The sequence below is a fragment of the Roseovarius sp. MBR-6 genome, from assembly GCF_040547525.1.
Taxonomy (GTDB): domain Bacteria; phylum Pseudomonadota; class Alphaproteobacteria; order Rhodobacterales; family Rhodobacteraceae; genus Roseovarius.
In genome coordinates this window covers 270,866-283,958 of record NZ_JBEPPW010000003.1, presented here as the reverse complement: position 1 = coordinate 283,958, position 13,093 = coordinate 270,866, and the positions used below count along the sequence as shown (strand labels likewise).

General features: G+C 67.0%; 18 protein-coding genes. 6 read left to right on the top strand and 12 right to left on the bottom strand.

Going from position 1 to position 13,093, the window contains the following annotated elements; translation table 11 throughout:
• Positions 1-18 precede the first annotated feature (18 nt).
• A complete protein-coding gene (locus ABIE57_RS06010; RefSeq protein ID WP_354538103.1) occupies positions 19-1,251 on the bottom strand; it encodes an MFS transporter in 1,233 nt (410 codons plus the stop codon).
• A gap of 92 nt (positions 1,252-1,343) precedes the next feature.
• Between ABIE57_RS06010 and ABIE57_RS06005 the strand changes: the two genes are divergently transcribed.
• Positions 1,344-2,249, top strand: a complete 906-nt coding sequence (locus tag ABIE57_RS06005) for a LysR substrate-binding domain-containing protein (protein WP_354538102.1) — start codon at positions 1,344-1,346, stop codon at positions 2,247-2,249.
• 74 nt (positions 2,250-2,323) lie between these two features.
• Here the strand turns inward: ABIE57_RS06005 and ABIE57_RS06000 are convergent, their stop codons facing one another.
• Genes ABIE57_RS06000 through ABIE57_RS05960 form a run of 9 tightly spaced genes read right to left on the bottom strand, consistent with a single transcriptional unit; the run spans position 2,324 to position 10,115 of the window.
• A complete protein-coding gene (locus ABIE57_RS06000; RefSeq protein WP_354538101.1) occupies positions 2,324-2,956 on the bottom strand; it encodes a DUF6441 family protein in 633 nt (210 codons plus the stop codon).
• Between the two features lie 5 nt (positions 2,957-2,961).
• Complete coding sequence (locus tag ABIE57_RS05995; protein WP_354538100.1) at positions 2,962-3,273, bottom strand: head-tail joining protein; 312 nt, start codon at positions 3,271-3,273, stop codon at positions 2,962-2,964.
• The gene (locus ABIE57_RS05990) at positions 3,273-4,286 is read right to left on the bottom strand and encodes a major capsid protein (protein ID WP_354538099.1); all 1,014 of its coding nucleotides are present in this window, start codon (positions 4,284-4,286) and stop codon (positions 3,273-3,275) included. Before ABIE57_RS05990 ends, ABIE57_RS05995 begins: the two co-directional genes overlap by 1 nt.
• A 25-nt stretch (positions 4,287-4,311) precedes the next feature.
• On the bottom strand, positions 4,312-4,677 hold the full coding sequence (locus tag ABIE57_RS05985; RefSeq protein ID WP_354538098.1) for a head decoration protein: 366 nt from the start codon (positions 4,675-4,677) through the stop codon (positions 4,312-4,314).
• 4 nt (positions 4,678-4,681) lie between these two features.
• A complete protein-coding gene (locus ABIE57_RS05980) occupies positions 4,682-5,734 on the bottom strand; it encodes a head maturation protease, ClpP-related (protein ID WP_354538097.1) in 1,053 nt (350 codons plus the stop codon).
• Between the two features lie 4 nt (positions 5,735-5,738).
• Positions 5,739-7,307 (bottom strand): phage portal protein, encoded by a 1,569-nt coding sequence (locus ABIE57_RS05975; RefSeq protein WP_354538096.1) that lies wholly within the window; start codon positions 7,305-7,307, stop codon positions 5,739-5,741.
• Between the two features lie 2 nt (positions 7,308-7,309).
• A complete protein-coding gene (locus tag ABIE57_RS05970; protein ID WP_354538095.1) occupies positions 7,310-7,525 on the bottom strand; it encodes a phage head-tail joining protein in 216 nt (71 codons plus the stop codon).
• A 3-nt stretch (positions 7,526-7,528) separates the two neighbouring features.
• The gene (locus tag ABIE57_RS05965) at positions 7,529-9,529 is read right to left on the bottom strand and encodes a phage terminase large subunit family protein (protein WP_354538094.1); all 2,001 of its coding nucleotides are present in this window, start codon (positions 9,527-9,529) and stop codon (positions 7,529-7,531) included.
• Positions 9,477-10,115 (bottom strand): hypothetical protein, encoded by a 639-nt coding sequence (locus tag ABIE57_RS05960; RefSeq protein ID WP_354538093.1) that lies wholly within the window; start codon positions 10,113-10,115, stop codon positions 9,477-9,479. Before ABIE57_RS05960 ends, ABIE57_RS05965 begins: the two co-directional genes overlap by 53 nt.
• A 110-nt stretch (positions 10,116-10,225) precedes the next feature.
• Here ABIE57_RS05960 and ABIE57_RS05955 point away from each other — a divergent pair, with 110 nt between their 5' ends.
• From ABIE57_RS05955 to ABIE57_RS05935, 5 genes are all read left to right on the top strand, one after another.
• Positions 10,226-10,432 carry a DUF6900 domain-containing protein gene (locus tag ABIE57_RS05955; RefSeq protein WP_354538092.1) on the top strand — a complete coding sequence of 69 codons (207 nt, stop codon included), beginning with the start codon at positions 10,226-10,228 and terminating at the stop codon, positions 10,430-10,432.
• A gap of 12 nt (positions 10,433-10,444) precedes the next feature.
• Positions 10,445-10,663 (top strand): hypothetical protein, encoded by a 219-nt coding sequence (locus ABIE57_RS05950; protein ID WP_354538091.1) that lies wholly within the window; start codon positions 10,445-10,447, stop codon positions 10,661-10,663.
• 111 nt (positions 10,664-10,774) lie between these two features.
• Positions 10,775-10,999, top strand: a complete 225-nt coding sequence (locus tag ABIE57_RS05945; RefSeq protein WP_354538090.1) for a hypothetical protein — start codon at positions 10,775-10,777, stop codon at positions 10,997-10,999.
• Positions 11,000-11,093: 94 nt separating this feature from the next.
• Entirely contained in the window at positions 11,094-11,612 is a 519-nt protein-coding gene (locus ABIE57_RS05940) for a DUF3489 domain-containing protein (protein WP_354538089.1), read from the top strand.
• A gap of 273 nt (positions 11,613-11,885) precedes the next feature.
• Positions 11,886-12,593, top strand: coding sequence for a DNA helicase (locus ABIE57_RS05935; RefSeq protein ID WP_354538088.1), 708 nt, complete (start codon positions 11,886-11,888; stop codon positions 12,591-12,593).
• Between the two features lie 75 nt (positions 12,594-12,668).
• Here the strand turns inward: ABIE57_RS05935 and ABIE57_RS05930 are convergent, their stop codons facing one another.
• Entirely contained in the window at positions 12,669-12,884 is a 216-nt protein-coding gene (locus ABIE57_RS05930; protein ID WP_354538087.1) for a DUF7220 family protein, read from the bottom strand.
• Positions 12,881-13,033: a hypothetical protein gene (locus ABIE57_RS05925; protein ID WP_354538086.1), complete on the bottom strand. Its 153-nt coding sequence runs from the start codon at positions 13,031-13,033 to the stop codon at positions 12,881-12,883. Before ABIE57_RS05925 ends, ABIE57_RS05930 begins: the two co-directional genes overlap by 4 nt.
• Positions 13,034-13,093 lie beyond the last annotated feature (60 nt).

Below are 13,093 nucleotides of genomic sequence, written 5' to 3'. Positions count from 1 at the left end.
CTATGTCCAAGGTCCGCCTTATGCTTGCGCGACGGGCCTGGATACCGGCTGCGCCGTCAGAAGCAGCACCAGCACACCCGCCCCGACGGCAAGCCACAGAGATCCCGTCCACAAGATGCCATAGCCGCCCGTTGTGTCGAAAACGAAGCCACCAAGCCAGGCCCCCATGGCGCCCCCGATGGCGTGTCCGGCCGAGATCATTCCCATTGCCAGGCCCATTACCTTGATCCCGACATGGCTGGCCACCAGACTGGCGGTCACGGGCACCGTCGCGTAATCCACCGCGCCGAACAGGATGGCAAACACGAACAGCATTTCGACAGATGTGCCGGGCAGATTGCCGAGAAGAATGAAGGTGAGCGCCCTCGCCAGGTAAATGGCGGCCAGAAGCACCGGGCGGTTCACCCGGTCGCTCAGCCAGCCGGCGGCGATCATGCCGACAAGATTGATCAGAGACAAGACTCCATAGGCCGTCGCACTGGGGATCGGAGGAAAGCCGCAGAACGAGGCGAAGGGCAGCAGATGCGTCTCGATGACCCCGGTGGTCGTGAAACCGCAGATCAGAAAGCTCCAGAACAACAGATGAAACGCCGGGCGCCGGAGGATCAGGGCGAGGTCGGCGGCCATCCCGGACGCGGCCGGGTCTTGTTCCCGCGCTGCGTCCGAGGGCGCAGCGGCGCGCAGGCTCATCCTGATGCAGGGGATCAGGGCAAGGCTTGCCAGGGCCAGCGCCCCAAAACTCCACCGCCAACTGGCGAAGGCCAGTAGGGCGGCGATGAGCGGGACAATGAGGAACTGGCCGCCCGTCGCGCCGGATGTCGCGATGCCCGTGGCCAACCCACGATTGGCGGAAAAACTCCGGGTCACGGCTGTTGCCACAACATGGGTGGCGACGATCCCGAAGCCAACGGCGCAAAACCCCGCAAAGCCGATGACAAACATCGCCTTGCCGTCCATCAGAGCCACAATCGCACAGCCGATACCCAGCAGGCCCATGCCGAGGTTCAAGGTGAATTGCGGCCCGCGACGATCCACCAGGCGGCCTGCGAAGGGCGCGATGACAGCCATGACCACCAGGGCGGTGGCTCCCACCCCCGACACATAGCCACTCGACCACCCAAACTCCGCCTGCCAGACCGGCATGATCAACCCAAGCGCGGCGCGGCCTGAAAACGCCAGTGACAGGGCGAGAAACCCGAAGGCAACGACCGTCCATTTCTGGCGGGAATGGGGGGTGATCGTGTCAGACATGGGGCTCTCCTTGTCCGACCGAAATGCCGTGAACCGCGCATCATGCCTAACGAGAAACTGGCCAAATCACTTTAGCCACCCTAAAGTGAACTATGGCTATACGGATTCAGGATCTCTACACGTTTTACGTCGTCGCCCGGACCGGCACGATGCAGGATGCCGCCCATGAGCTTGGGGTGACCCCCGGCGCGATCAGCCAGCGCATACATGCGGTGGAAGAGCGCCACGGTCTTCGCCTGTTCACCCGCAGCAAAAAGGGCATTGCCCTGACCGCAGCGGGTGAGGAGCTGCAATCGGAGATCGGCGCCGCCTTCACGGCGATCGAAGCGGCCCATCGCAAACACTTCGCCGACCCCAGAAATGCCATTCGGATCAACGCAGCCCCGATGTTTGCCTATTCGGCGCTTGTATCCGGTCTGGGGAAATTCTCGGACCAGCACCCATCCATCCACCTGTCTGTCGAAACCGAAAATCGCCTGGTCGATCTCAAGAGCGAGCCTGTCGATCTGGCCATCCGCCATGGGCTCGGTGACTATCCGGGCCTGATCTCGGAATGGTTGTGTTCGCCCGAACTCTTCTTGGTTGGAAACCCGGATCTGCTCCGCAAGAAAGGACCGCTGAAAACCCCTGCCGATTGTCTCCGCTACACATTGCTTCCCGACGCGACGGGCAAGGACTGGTCGCTCTGGTTCCTCGCTCAGGGAATTGATGACGGTTGTGCGCGGTATGGCACAGTGTTCAAGGACGGCTTCCTGACTGTCCGGGCGGCGATCGAAGGGCAGGGACTGGCTTTGCTGAGCGATGTTTACGTGCGCGAGCATCTGGCATCGGGCCGGTTGGTGCAGGCGTTGGATATCAGCTGGCCGACACAGTTTGCCTATTATGCTGTTGCCCTGCCGCAGACCTTTGAAAGACCAAGGGTCAGGACGCTCATCGCGTGGCTCAAGCATGAATTGAACCCGGAACCAGTGCGGGCGGGAGTGGCAACGGGCAACTGAATTCAAGCTCCTTGCCGGTATCCTACCTGGTGCTGACATTCATCCAAGGGCGGCTATGTCCGTAACTGTGACATTCATCGAATTCGCACCTCCACCCACTTCCCCACGATCAGCCCCGGCAGGCCTTCATGCGCCCGCTCCGCGTCCCGCGCCAGATCCAGCCGCTTCGGCAGCTTGACCTGCGGCACCAGCAGGAAGATCGGCGCGGTGACCTTGCCTCGGCCGGTCTTCGAGCGCGAGACGACCGTCTGACCCTTGGTGTTCAGCCGCCCCTCGGCGACCAGCAGGCTTGGGCCCGTGCGGCGATAGACGAAGCGCAGGCGCAGGCCGCGCCGCCGCTCCCATTCGCCGGGGGTGATCCTTCCGCCGCGGAGGGACTTGCCAGCGGCAGGCAGCGGGATCGCCAGCCAGAAGCCTGCCTTCGAGCGGATCAGCGGGCCGGTGTCATGCGCGCCGACGATGACCGGCGCCTTCGACCAGACCAGCGCGGCGGCATCGAGGCTTTCGCCCGATCTAGGGAAATTCTGGCTCCGGATGGAATTGGCCAGCCGGGGCCCAAGCCCCGCGCCGGTGATCTGCAACCGCCAGGCGGTCTTGAGCCCGGTCCCGGCCTCACGCATGGCGGCCGTCACCGCGCGCTCGCCCGCCGCGACTTCGGCCGCCATCATCGCGACGATGTCGGGATCGATGTCGAGCTTCAGCTTCATCGGGGTCACGCAGGCCTCAGATCGACGGTCCAGATCAGCCGCTCACGGTCGCGGAGGGGCTCGCCCTGGATGAGGAAGGCGTCGCCGTCGATCTCGATCCGGTCGCCGGGGCGCGGGTTCGGCACCTCCGCCGCGCGCAGGTCGACGCGCGTGGTTTCCGACCAGAGCCGCGCATCGCCGAAGCCGGTGATGGCATCGGCACGCCGGGCGACGATGCGCACCAGCACGGGCGCGCCGCCGTCGGCGATGTAGACCGCGTCGCGGCCGATGTTGGCATCGGCAAAGAGCGCGTCGAGCGCGGAAGCGACGGCATTCATCACGTCCGCCGCGCCTGGCGCAGCACCTGCGGGCGGGTGCAGATCGGCAGCGGGTTCGACTCGATCTCGAGGCGCACCCATTCGTCGCGGTCCCGGTCGGGGATGGTGCGGGCGTAGAGCGGCAGGCCGAGGGTATTCACCGTCTCGAAGGTGTCGGCGGGGGCGTGGTAGATCTCGAAGAGCCCCTCGACCCCTTCGGGATAGAAGAAGGCCTTGTCGGTCGGCACGCCGAAGCCGGCGCCACCGCGGTAGCGGCGGAAGGTGATGCCGCCGAAGCTGACCTCGTCGGCCACGCGGCCGCGCAGATCGGCGGCGGCGGCGGTGTTGAGATAGGTCTCGCGCACCTCCTTGTGGGCGACGAGATCGGCGAAGAAGGCCGAGCCGCATTCGGCGCGCACCTGCACGGCCCCGGCGGCGAGCCCGCCCATGCTGTCCTCGACGCTCTCGATCAGCGCCTGGCTGAGTTTTCGGAGCGCCCCCGAGGCCGGGGTGGCGTTGTCGAGATCGAAGTCGATCTCTGCCGCCGGGGTGATCGCGAACTCGGTGAAGTAGTTGATCACCGTGGCGCCGTCCTTCGGATCCTTCACGATGCCCTGAATGCCGTTCAGCAGGTGATATTCGAACGTCGCCTCGGCGTCCTGGCGCAGACGGCCGAGCTTGCGCGCGACCTCGCTCTGGATCTGCTGGGTGGCGCTTTCCGAGCCGAAGTCGCGGATGCCCTGGATCTCGGATGCCCAGAGCACGTCCTGCTTCTTGAACTGGCGGCAGACGAAGGCGCGCATGTCGCGGCGCTCGGGCACCTGTTGCTCGAAGGCCGAGCCGCGTTCCGAGAACGGGATCAGCGACAGCGTGCCGTCGCGGCTCTCGATCACCACGGTGCGGGCGCGCACGCCGCGCGGCGAGAACAGGCCCGTCCCCGACAGGATCGCGGGCTTGAAGGGGATGTTCTCCAGCGCGCGGGTCAGTTCGATGATGGTGAAGGCATCGCCTTCGAAGATGTCCATGGTGGCCATTGTGCGTGCCTCCTTGAGAGTTTGATCAGCGGACGAGGATGCCCGCCGCCAGCAGGGCGGCATGGGCGGCGGCGATCTCGGCCTCGCTGGGCGTGCCTGCAAAAACGAGATCGTTGCGGTTGACGATGGCGGGGCCGCGGACCAGGGCGACGGCGGGCGCGTCGCCCGCGCTCGCGTCGGCCTTGCCCCAGAGCACGGCGACGGCGGTCTCGGTGCCATCGATGGCGGCGGGATCGTGCGCGGCGTATTTGCCCGACGCGGTGATCCTGCCGAGCACGGTGCCGGGCTCAAACGCGCCGGAGGCGACGGTGATGGTCTCGCGGGTGTAATCGCGGAACGCCTCCCAGACGAGGAAGCCGCCGGGATGGGTGGTCTCGGTGAGCGTGGGCACGGGGTTATCCTTTCAGGCGGAAGGTGCGGGCGACGATCTCGCCCCAGGGACGGGTGTTCGACGGGCGGCCGGGCTGCGGGTGATGCCCGGCAATCTCGGGCCCTGCCTCGGACCTCAAAGCGATGAGGGCGGCGCGGACCTCGTCGAGGTCCGCGTCGGTTTCCAGAAAGCGCCCGGCCATTTGCGGCTGCCCGGCAAGGCGGCAGAGATCGACGACGGCGCGGGCATGCGCCATGGCGTCCGCGCGGATCGCCGCGGGATCGGGTGGCGCGGGAGGCGGCGGCGGGGGCATGTTGCCGGACACGACATGCCCCTCGGTATCGTCGGATCGACCATCGGCGCTGGCCTCGCCTGCCGGGTCTTGCGGTCCGACAGGGCTGGCAGCGGGATCGCCGTCGGAACCGTTCCCCTCCGGAACGGTTTCCGTGCCGTCCTGGCCTTCGGCCTCCACCGCCTCGGCCTCCACCGCCTCGATCAGCGCGGGCGGCGCGTTGCGGAAGCGGCCGATGTCGAAGCTGGCGGCGATCCGCACCGGCTCGGCCAGCCGGTCGGCAAAGCCGAGCGCCAGCGCCTCGGTCGCATCGAGCCAGGTCTCGGCGGCCATCAGCGCCGCGATCTCCTCGGCCGTCCGGCCGGATTTCGCGGCATAGCCCGCGGCGAGGCTGTCGCCCACCTTGTCGAGCGCCTCGGCCATCGCCCGCATGTCGGTGGCGGTGCCCATGACGAGGCCGGCGGGATCGTGGATCATCAGGAAGGCGTTTTCCGGCATGACGATCTCGTCGCCCGCCATGGCGACATAGGACGCCGCCGAGGCGGCGATGCCGTCGATCCAGACCGTGACGGTCCCCTCGTGCCGCCTGATCGCGTTGTGGATCGCGACCGCGTCGAACACCGACCCGCCGGGGCTGTTGAGGCGCAGATCGATCGGCGTCCCTTCGGGCAGCGCGCCGAGCTCGGCCAGAAAGCCCTTGGCCGAGACGCCATGCGCGCCGATTTCGTCATAGATCGCCACTTCCGCGCCGGTGGCTCGGGCGCGGATCGCATACCAGCTGGCCATGCTTTCACTCCTCTTCAGATGTCCCGTCAGCGCTTGGACCAGAGCCGCTGCCTGCGCCGCTGCCCGCATCCGGCAATTGCGCCGGGGTCGCCCGCGCGCCCTGCGTCTCTCCGGGGCTGGTGCGATAGCGCAGGCCGAGCGCCGCGACGCGGGCCGCGTCGGCCGCGTTCTCGCGGTCTATTTCCTCGACGTCGTAGCCGGTGGCCTCGACCACCTTGCGCCGCGAGATGATCCCGGCCTCCATCGCCAGCACCTGCGCCTGGATGTCCTTCAGCGGATCGACCCAGTCCCAGCGCGGCGGGATCCATTGCACCGGGCGGTAGCGCGCCGGATGGCCCGCGAAGCCCGGCAGATCGAGCGCGCCCGAGAGCACCGCCGTCTCCAGCCAGCGCGCCCAGACCGGGCGGCAGAGCTGATGCGCGATCACCCCGTGCTGCAACTGCTCGACGCGGCGCCGGAACTCGACCAGTTCGGCGCGCAAGGAGGAATAGTTGGCCTGCCGCACATCGCCGGTCACCAGATGATAGGGCAGGCCCAGCGAGGCCGCGACGCTGAGCAACGTGCGGTACTGGAACGCCTCATAGCCGCCGCCGACGTCCGCCGGCGACGAGAACTTCACGTCTTCCCCCGGCAGCAGCACCTGCATCGTGCCGGGCTCGAGGCTGGCGATGGCAGAACCGTCGAGATCGGCCTCACTTTCACCCATCAACGGCTCTTCCGGGGCGGTCTTGGTGATGAAGCCCGCGAACATCGCCGCCGTCTTCTTCCGGTCGAGTTCCGCATCGTCATACTGATCGAGCAGGAACAGCCGCACCATGGCTGGCGCGATGTGCGGCAGCCCCCGGATCTGGCCCGCGTCGATCGGGCGATAGACGTGCAGCACGTCCGCCGCCGGCACGCGCACCGTCTCCGGGATCGCCGCCCCCCGGTCGGTGCTGTCGCCCGGATGGCGGCGGCGGAAATGATAGGCGACCCGCCGCCCGATCAGGTCGAACTCGATGCCGCAGCGGATGCGGTTGCCCGAGGGCAGGACTTCCGTCTTCTCGAAGGGCAGCATCTCGGACTGCAGAAGCTGCGCCTGCAACGGCACCAGCAAGCCATCCTCGGCCCGGCGCGGGCGCAGCCGCACGAAGCATTCGCCCGCCACAAACATCTCGCGCGCCACCATCGCCTGCAGCCCGTAGAAATCGGTCAGCCCGTCGGCATCCGCCTCGTCGGTCCAGGCCAGCCACAGCCGCTGCACCCGGTCGCGCAGGTCCGGATCCCCGATCAGCGACGAGGGTTTGATCCCGTCGCCGACGAGGTTCGAGGCAAACGCCTCGCAGGCATTGGCGGCATAACCGTTGGTGACCACCAGTTCGCGCGAGCGCGCCAGCAGACGCGGCCCACCCGAGGCAACGAGCGCGTTGATGTTCTCCAAGGGCGGGTTCCAGCCGCGCAGCCTGCGCTTCGCCATCGCGCCTTCGAGCCGGGCGCGCAGTCCGGAGGGACCGTGGCTCCGGGGGAGCCGCGTAAGCCCGGATGACGCAGGATCGCCCCGCGCAGGACGGCGGAAGAGATCGAACAGCCCCATGCTCACAGACCCTTCGCCGTCGTCACCCGGACCTGGCGCACGATCCGCCGCCCCTCGGCCGCCGCGATCTCGCGGTCGAGCGCCTCGATGGCCCGGTCGATCTCGGCGACGCTGCGATAGTCGACGGTCTTGCCGTCATAACTGACCCGCGCCACGCCCGAGGACCTCTGCGCGGCCAGCGCTTCGCGCCGGGCGCGGAGTTCACCTGCCGTGGCCATGGATCACCTCATGTAGTTTGAGCGCACCGTGCGCCGGCGCGGCGCCGTCCGCCGTGAAACGGGTGTGGTGTTTCCGGCCCCACCATCAACCGTGTCTTGTGCCGTGACCCCGAGTTGGGCCTCCAGATCGTCCCACCGCGCCTCGGCCCAGCGGTCAGCCCCGAGGATCCACACGGCGGCGCGGGCATAGACCCGGCAATCCAGCGCCTCGTTGCGCTCGCGCAGTTTCTGCCATTCCAGCCGGGCAAAGCCGCGTTTGGTGCGCACGGTCACCAGTTGCTCGGCGGTCAGCTGCTTCAGCCATTCTCCGTCGGCCCAGTCCGGCAGATGGATCGTGCCGGGCGGGAACGAGGCACCGCCCTCGATCTCTTCCTTCGTCGGCCGGTCCTGGCGCAGCAAGCGATAGGTCTCGGTCTTGAAGGTCGAGGTCGCCACCGTCCAGAGCCGCGCGCCCCGGCGCAGGCGCTTGCCCGCGATGGTGGCATCCACATAGGTCGGGCCAGTGACCGGGCTCGACCGGTTGAAGCCCTCGACTCCCTTCACCGGGGCCACCTGCGCAAACCCCACCTGCCGCGACCAGGCATAGACCGCCGAGGTCTCGTAGCCGGTGTCTACGCCCAGCCGCGCCAGCGTCATGTGCTGGCCGCAGGCATGCGCCCATGTGCGGCCGAGCAGATCGGTGAGCCGTTGCCAGCAGGCCGGATCGCCGGGCCCGCCCTCGAGGACCAGATGATCGATCAGCCAACTCTCCAGCCCGCGCCCCCAGGCCCAGACATCGACCTCGATCCGGTCCTTCTGCACGTCCGCCCCGGCGGTCAGGAACAACCCGCCCGCAGGCACCGTGCCCGCTGGCCATGCTTCGCGCCGGTCCGCCAGTCGCTGCCAGTCCGGCGCTTCGCCGGTCTCGACCCATGTCTCGCCGAGGATCGTGTTGCGGAACGCCTTGATCGCCTCGTCCGACCCTTGGGCTGCTTCCCATGACCGCACGATCCGCTCCCAACTCAGCCAGCCCACCGGCGAATAGAGCGCCGAGAGGTGATACCCGACCGTGGTCGGATCGGCGGCAACAGCCGTTGCGCGCCATTCGCCCGCTTCCAGCATCGCCGTCTTGTGATGCTCGCCGATGGGCCGCTCGCAGCCCTCGCAGTGATATTCCGCCGTCTCCGGCCGCCCCTTCTGCCAGCGCAGCCGCTCAAAACGCAGCCATTGCGCGTGACCGCAATGCGGGCACGGCACGAAGAACCGGCGCTGGTCGCTGGCCTCGTATTCCCGTTCGATCCGGCTCAGCCCCCGGATCGTCGGCGTCGAGACCAGGAACACCTTGCGCCGGTGCGCAAACGTCAGCGACCGGGCCTCGGCCAGCGTGACCGGATCGCCTTCCTCGTCGGCCGAGGCCGGATAGGCGTCGACCTCGTCGAGGAAGATGTAGCGCGCCGGGGTGGACCGCAGCCCGACCGCCGAGTTCGCCCCGGTCATGATCAGGATGCCGCCCGCGAATTCCTTGGACAGCATCGTGTTGCCCGCGTCGCGCGACCGGGCGGGCTTCACCCGCTCCCGCAGATCCGGGCTTTCGTCGATCAGCGGGTCGATCCGCTGGCGCGAGTTGCGCTTGGCCAGTTCCACGGTCGGCTGGACCGCCAGCATCGGACCCGGCGCATGATGCATCACGAAGCCAATAAAGCAGTTGCCCGCTTCCGTGGCGCCGACCTGAGCCGCCTTCATGAACACCACCCGCTGCACAGGGCTCGCGGGCGAGAGGTTGTCCATGATCTCGCGCATGTAGGGCGTGCGTGCCGTCCGATACCGCCCCGGTTCGGCGGAAGCCCGGCTCGATAGCGTCCGGTGTTGGTCCGCCCATTGCGAGACGGTCAGGTCCGGGTCGGGCCGCAGCCCGTTGCCCCAGGCGCGCAGGATCTCGCCCGCGCCGTCGAAGTCCGTCAGGCCATCATCATCACCTGAAGTCGGGCCGGACCTCGGCGAGTTCGTCGAGGTGGGCGCGTACATGTCTCTCCAGCACCTTCTGCATCGCGGCTGGCTCCACGGTGATCTGCTGGCCCGTCGCGTCGCTGCACGAGGCCGAGAGCTCGGCCGCCATCAGCGCGGCCGCGCGCGCGGGCCAGTTCACCCACGCGTCCCGTTCCTCCCGTGCCAGCCGGAACACCAGCGCCAGCGCGCGGGCCCGCTCGATCAATTCCCCCTTCAGCTTCTGGAGCCGGATGCGCCGCTCCTGCGCCTTCAGCACCTCGTTCGCGGTCTTGGCCTGCAGAAAGGTCGTGCCGCCGCCGACCGCCGGGACCGCCAGACCCTGTTCGCGCAGCGTGTCGCCCACGGCCGCCACTGCCGCCTCGGGGACGGGTTTCAGCTTCGGCGCGGGCGTTCGCGGGGCTTGCGTGGCGCCACTGGCGCCACGGTCCACGCTCACCCTCGTCTTGGACGGATCGGTTGTTTCCGCGCGCCGGGCGTCGCTGGCGGCCGCGTTGATGCTGCCGTCGGGATAGAGAACCAGCCGCTCGGCCGTCTTCGCCTTCTGGATCGCGCCCCGCGACAGCCCGACATGGGCGGCGTACTGGCGCTCGCTCATGCCCTGCATCGACGGCTCCGATTATCATTCTGAATCATGCGCTTATCGAGTTGATAAGCACGGCGGACTGAGGGAACGTGTGTCCAGAAGGACGATGCAACTCACCCGAGGAACCTGCCATGCCCCGCCACAAGACCGACCCCGCCGCCGCCCGCGACGCGCTGATCCTGGAGATCGCACAGCGCCGCTTCTTCCTCGAGACGATCGAGACCCGGAACTCCGACCGGCTCGATTTCCACGATGTCGCCGTCTGGGCCATCCGCGACGCGCTCGTCGAGGCCTATGACGCCGGACGCCGCGCTGGCGCTGTCGAAACCCAAACCTGAAAGGACACCCACATGACTGCCACTACCACCATCCGCATCGATCACACTGCACTGCCGGATCCGCTGAACCTCAAGGGTCCCGAAGCTGCCGCCCGCATGATCGAGGCCGCGCTGCGCGATGAGGGCATTGCGGCTGAAGCCTCGGACGTGATCTCGCACATCAAGATCGAACTGCCGACCACCGAGCTTGTGGCCGCCAGCACCATGCTGGCCAGCCTGCAGCTGATCTGAATGGTGTCGGCCAGAAAGCAATCATATGGCTCTGAATTGCCTACACTTTCGGGCGTGGCGGAGCGATTCTGATTGCACAGGAACGTAGCAACTCAAAACGGAGCCACCACCATGACCCGCCGCCCACCGGACAACACCAAGGCCCTCGACGCCTTCCTCGCCGCAAAGTTCGAGATCGAGGCGATGCTGGAGCGGCTCGCCGCCCTCAGCGCAGACCACTTCGAGACCCACCCCGACGAGATCGACTGGGGCGACGTCGGCACCCTGAACCATTACCGCGCCAAGCTGCGCGAGATCACCGACAGCGCCTTCGGCGAGGGCGAGCACGCCCGCTGACATCCGGCACCGCCGGAACTCCTGCCGCGCCCAGCGCGGCTCGGGGTCGTAGGAGGGCCACGACGGTCGCGGCCCCGAACACGGAGACGCCCCCATGACCCAGATCCAGCTGTCCGACACCCAAGCCGTAATCTTGTCCGCCGCCTGCGCGCGCGAGGACGGGATGCTGTTCCCCGTCACCGCCAACCTCAAGGGCGGCGCCGTCGGCAATGTCTGCAAGAGCTTGCTCAAGCGTGGGCTGATCGAAGAGGTCGCCGCCACCGACCTCAACACGGTCTGGCGGCACGACGAGGAGCGCGGCCCTATCACCCTGCGCGCCACGTCGCTGGCCTACAGCACTCTCGGAATCACGGATGATCCGGAGGAGCTGCCGGCGGCCGAACCTGCGCCCGTGCCCGCTCGCCGCCGCAGCGGCACCAAGCAGGAGGCGGTCATCGCCATGCTGAAGGCCGAGGGCGGCGCCACCATCGACGAGATCGTGGACGCTACGCAATGGGCACCTCATACCGCGAGGGGTTTCATGGCCGGCGCGCTGAAGAAGAAACTCGGACTCACCATCACCTCCGAGAAGGTCGCAGGACGCGGGCGCTGCTACATGATCGCCGAGGGCTAAGGGGTAGGCCACGAACTCGATCAGGCCGCCGTCCTGCTGGGCGGCGGTTGCTCATTCAGCGGTGGCAGGCAATCGACGCGAAGAGCCCGAAGCGGACGAACGGGTTGCGTGGCTCCCTGATCATGAATAATATTGTCGTTAGGCTTGACCCGCGCCTCCCCCCTCCAGATGGGGAAGTATTGCACATACGGGGTGACTGAGATCATCGAACCATCTGTTCGAGCGTTCGCATAAGGAGGGGTTGCGTTTCCGGCTCGATATGGAGGTTCCGTGATGCGACTGTCCGCACCGATCTATCAGTTGAAACGGCGTGCCAAGCTCTTGGCCCGTCATGAGAAAATTCCTCTGCATTTAGCACAGGACCGTGTTGCCATTGACGAAGGCTTCACTGCATGGAGCCTGCTGGCATCACGCGTCCAGGCGGGTTCCAATGAGGACCCACTGCTGCAAGAGCTTGCATATGGCGATATGCTCCTGATCGCTGCCCGTCCCGGGCAAGGTAAGACGCGGCTTGGATTGCAGCTGCTGCTCGATACTGCCCACGCAGGGCGGCGAAGCGTCCTCTTCACGCTGGAATACACTGAACGCGAGGCGATCGAGCAGTTCCGCGCACTTGCCGACCCGTTGCCCGAACTCATGCCCGAAATCGTCACCTCAGACGATATCTGCGCCGACAGCATCGTCCAGCATCTGTTGGGCGCACCAAGGGGCACTGTGGCTGTCATCGATTATTTGCAGATCCTCGATCAGCAGAGGACAAAGCCCCCGCTTTCGGAACAGATGAAGGTCTTGCAGGCATTCACACGCAGCACCGGTGTCATTCTGGGAGTGATCTCGCAGATCGACCGGTCCTACGAACCCGAGGTCACGGCTGTGCCGGGCATTGCCGACCTTCGCCTTCCCAATCCAATCCCTTCCGGCATCTTCTCAAAAGCCTGCTTCCTGAATGCCGGTGAGGTGCGCCTTCAGACTCTGACTTGACGCTATCTGCCAGTGCGCGCGTCAGTCGCACTGGCAGACCGCAAACGACCGCTTCGTCCGCCAATCTGACCGTCACTATCGCCCCCGGATCGCCTCGAACACCCTTCGCAGGACGAAGGAGCGTGCAATGCTCACTACCGTGAACATCGCGCCCATCTTCAGGTTCTGCGCCAGCGTCGTGTGCAGCCCGAAGACCGGGAAGATCAGGATCTGCGTGACGACCGCAACGCCGTAGCCGACGATCACATTGGCGACGGATTCGACCAGCGACATGAGGCGCGACTGCTTCATGTCGCGGCCTCATCCATCGGCCAGCAGTTCAGCCGCCAGAGTTCGGAGCGCATACGCTGCAACCAGCGGGACCACGCCGTTGCCACAGAGCCGAAGCCGGTCCACCCGGTGGGCCAGCCCATCAGCGCCTCGACGAACAGCGGGTTCAAGATTCCATGGGCGGTGGACCGCGACCGGCGCTCTGGCAGAGTGGGGTTGCTCAGACACCC

Bases quoted from the DNA above. Each gene is read 5' to 3' on its own strand.
- ABIE57_RS05945 (WP_354538090.1), top strand. From the start codon at position 10,775: ATGACCCGCCGCCCACCGGACAACACCAAGGCCCTCGACGCCTTCCTC.
- ABIE57_RS06000 (WP_354538101.1), bottom strand. From the start codon at position 2,956: ATGAAGCTGAAGCTCGACATCGATCCCGACATCGTCGCGATGATGGCG.
- ABIE57_RS06010 (WP_354538103.1), bottom strand. From the start codon at position 1,251: ATGTCTGACACGATCACCCCCCATTCCCGCCAGAAATGGACGGTCGTT.
- ABIE57_RS05980 (WP_354538097.1), bottom strand. From the start codon at position 5,734: ATGGCCAGCTGGTATGCGATCCGCGCCCGAGCCACCGGCGCGGAAGTG.
- ABIE57_RS05990 (WP_354538099.1), bottom strand. From the start codon at position 4,286: ATGGCCACCATGGACATCTTCGAAGGCGATGCCTTCACCATCATCGAA.
- ABIE57_RS05960 (WP_354538093.1), bottom strand. From the start codon at position 10,115: ATGCAGGGCATGAGCGAGCGCCAGTACGCCGCCCATGTCGGGCTGTCG.
- ABIE57_RS05940 (WP_354538089.1), top strand. From the start codon at position 11,094: ATGACCCAGATCCAGCTGTCCGACACCCAAGCCGTAATCTTGTCCGCC.
- ABIE57_RS05930 (WP_354538087.1), bottom strand. From the start codon at position 12,884: ATGAAGCAGTCGCGCCTCATGTCGCTGGTCGAATCCGTCGCCAATGTG.
- ABIE57_RS06005 (WP_354538102.1), top strand. From the start codon at position 1,344: ATGGCTATACGGATTCAGGATCTCTACACGTTTTACGTCGTCGCCCGG.
- ABIE57_RS05935 (WP_354538088.1), top strand. From the start codon at position 11,886: ATGCGACTGTCCGCACCGATCTATCAGTTGAAACGGCGTGCCAAGCTC.
- ABIE57_RS05965 (WP_354538094.1), bottom strand. From the start codon at position 9,529: ATGTACGCGCCCACCTCGACGAACTCGCCGAGGTCCGGCCCGACTTCA.
- ABIE57_RS05950 (WP_354538091.1), top strand. From the start codon at position 10,445: ATGACTGCCACTACCACCATCCGCATCGATCACACTGCACTGCCGGAT.
- ABIE57_RS05970 (WP_354538095.1), bottom strand. From the start codon at position 7,525: ATGGCCACGGCAGGTGAACTCCGCGCCCGGCGCGAAGCGCTGGCCGCG.
- ABIE57_RS05955 (WP_354538092.1), top strand. From the start codon at position 10,226: ATGCCCCGCCACAAGACCGACCCCGCCGCCGCCCGCGACGCGCTGATC.
- ABIE57_RS05995 (WP_354538100.1), bottom strand. From the start codon at position 3,273: ATGAATGCCGTCGCTTCCGCGCTCGACGCGCTCTTTGCCGATGCCAAC.
- ABIE57_RS05975 (WP_354538096.1), bottom strand. From the start codon at position 7,307: ATGGGGCTGTTCGATCTCTTCCGCCGTCCTGCGCGGGGCGATCCTGCG.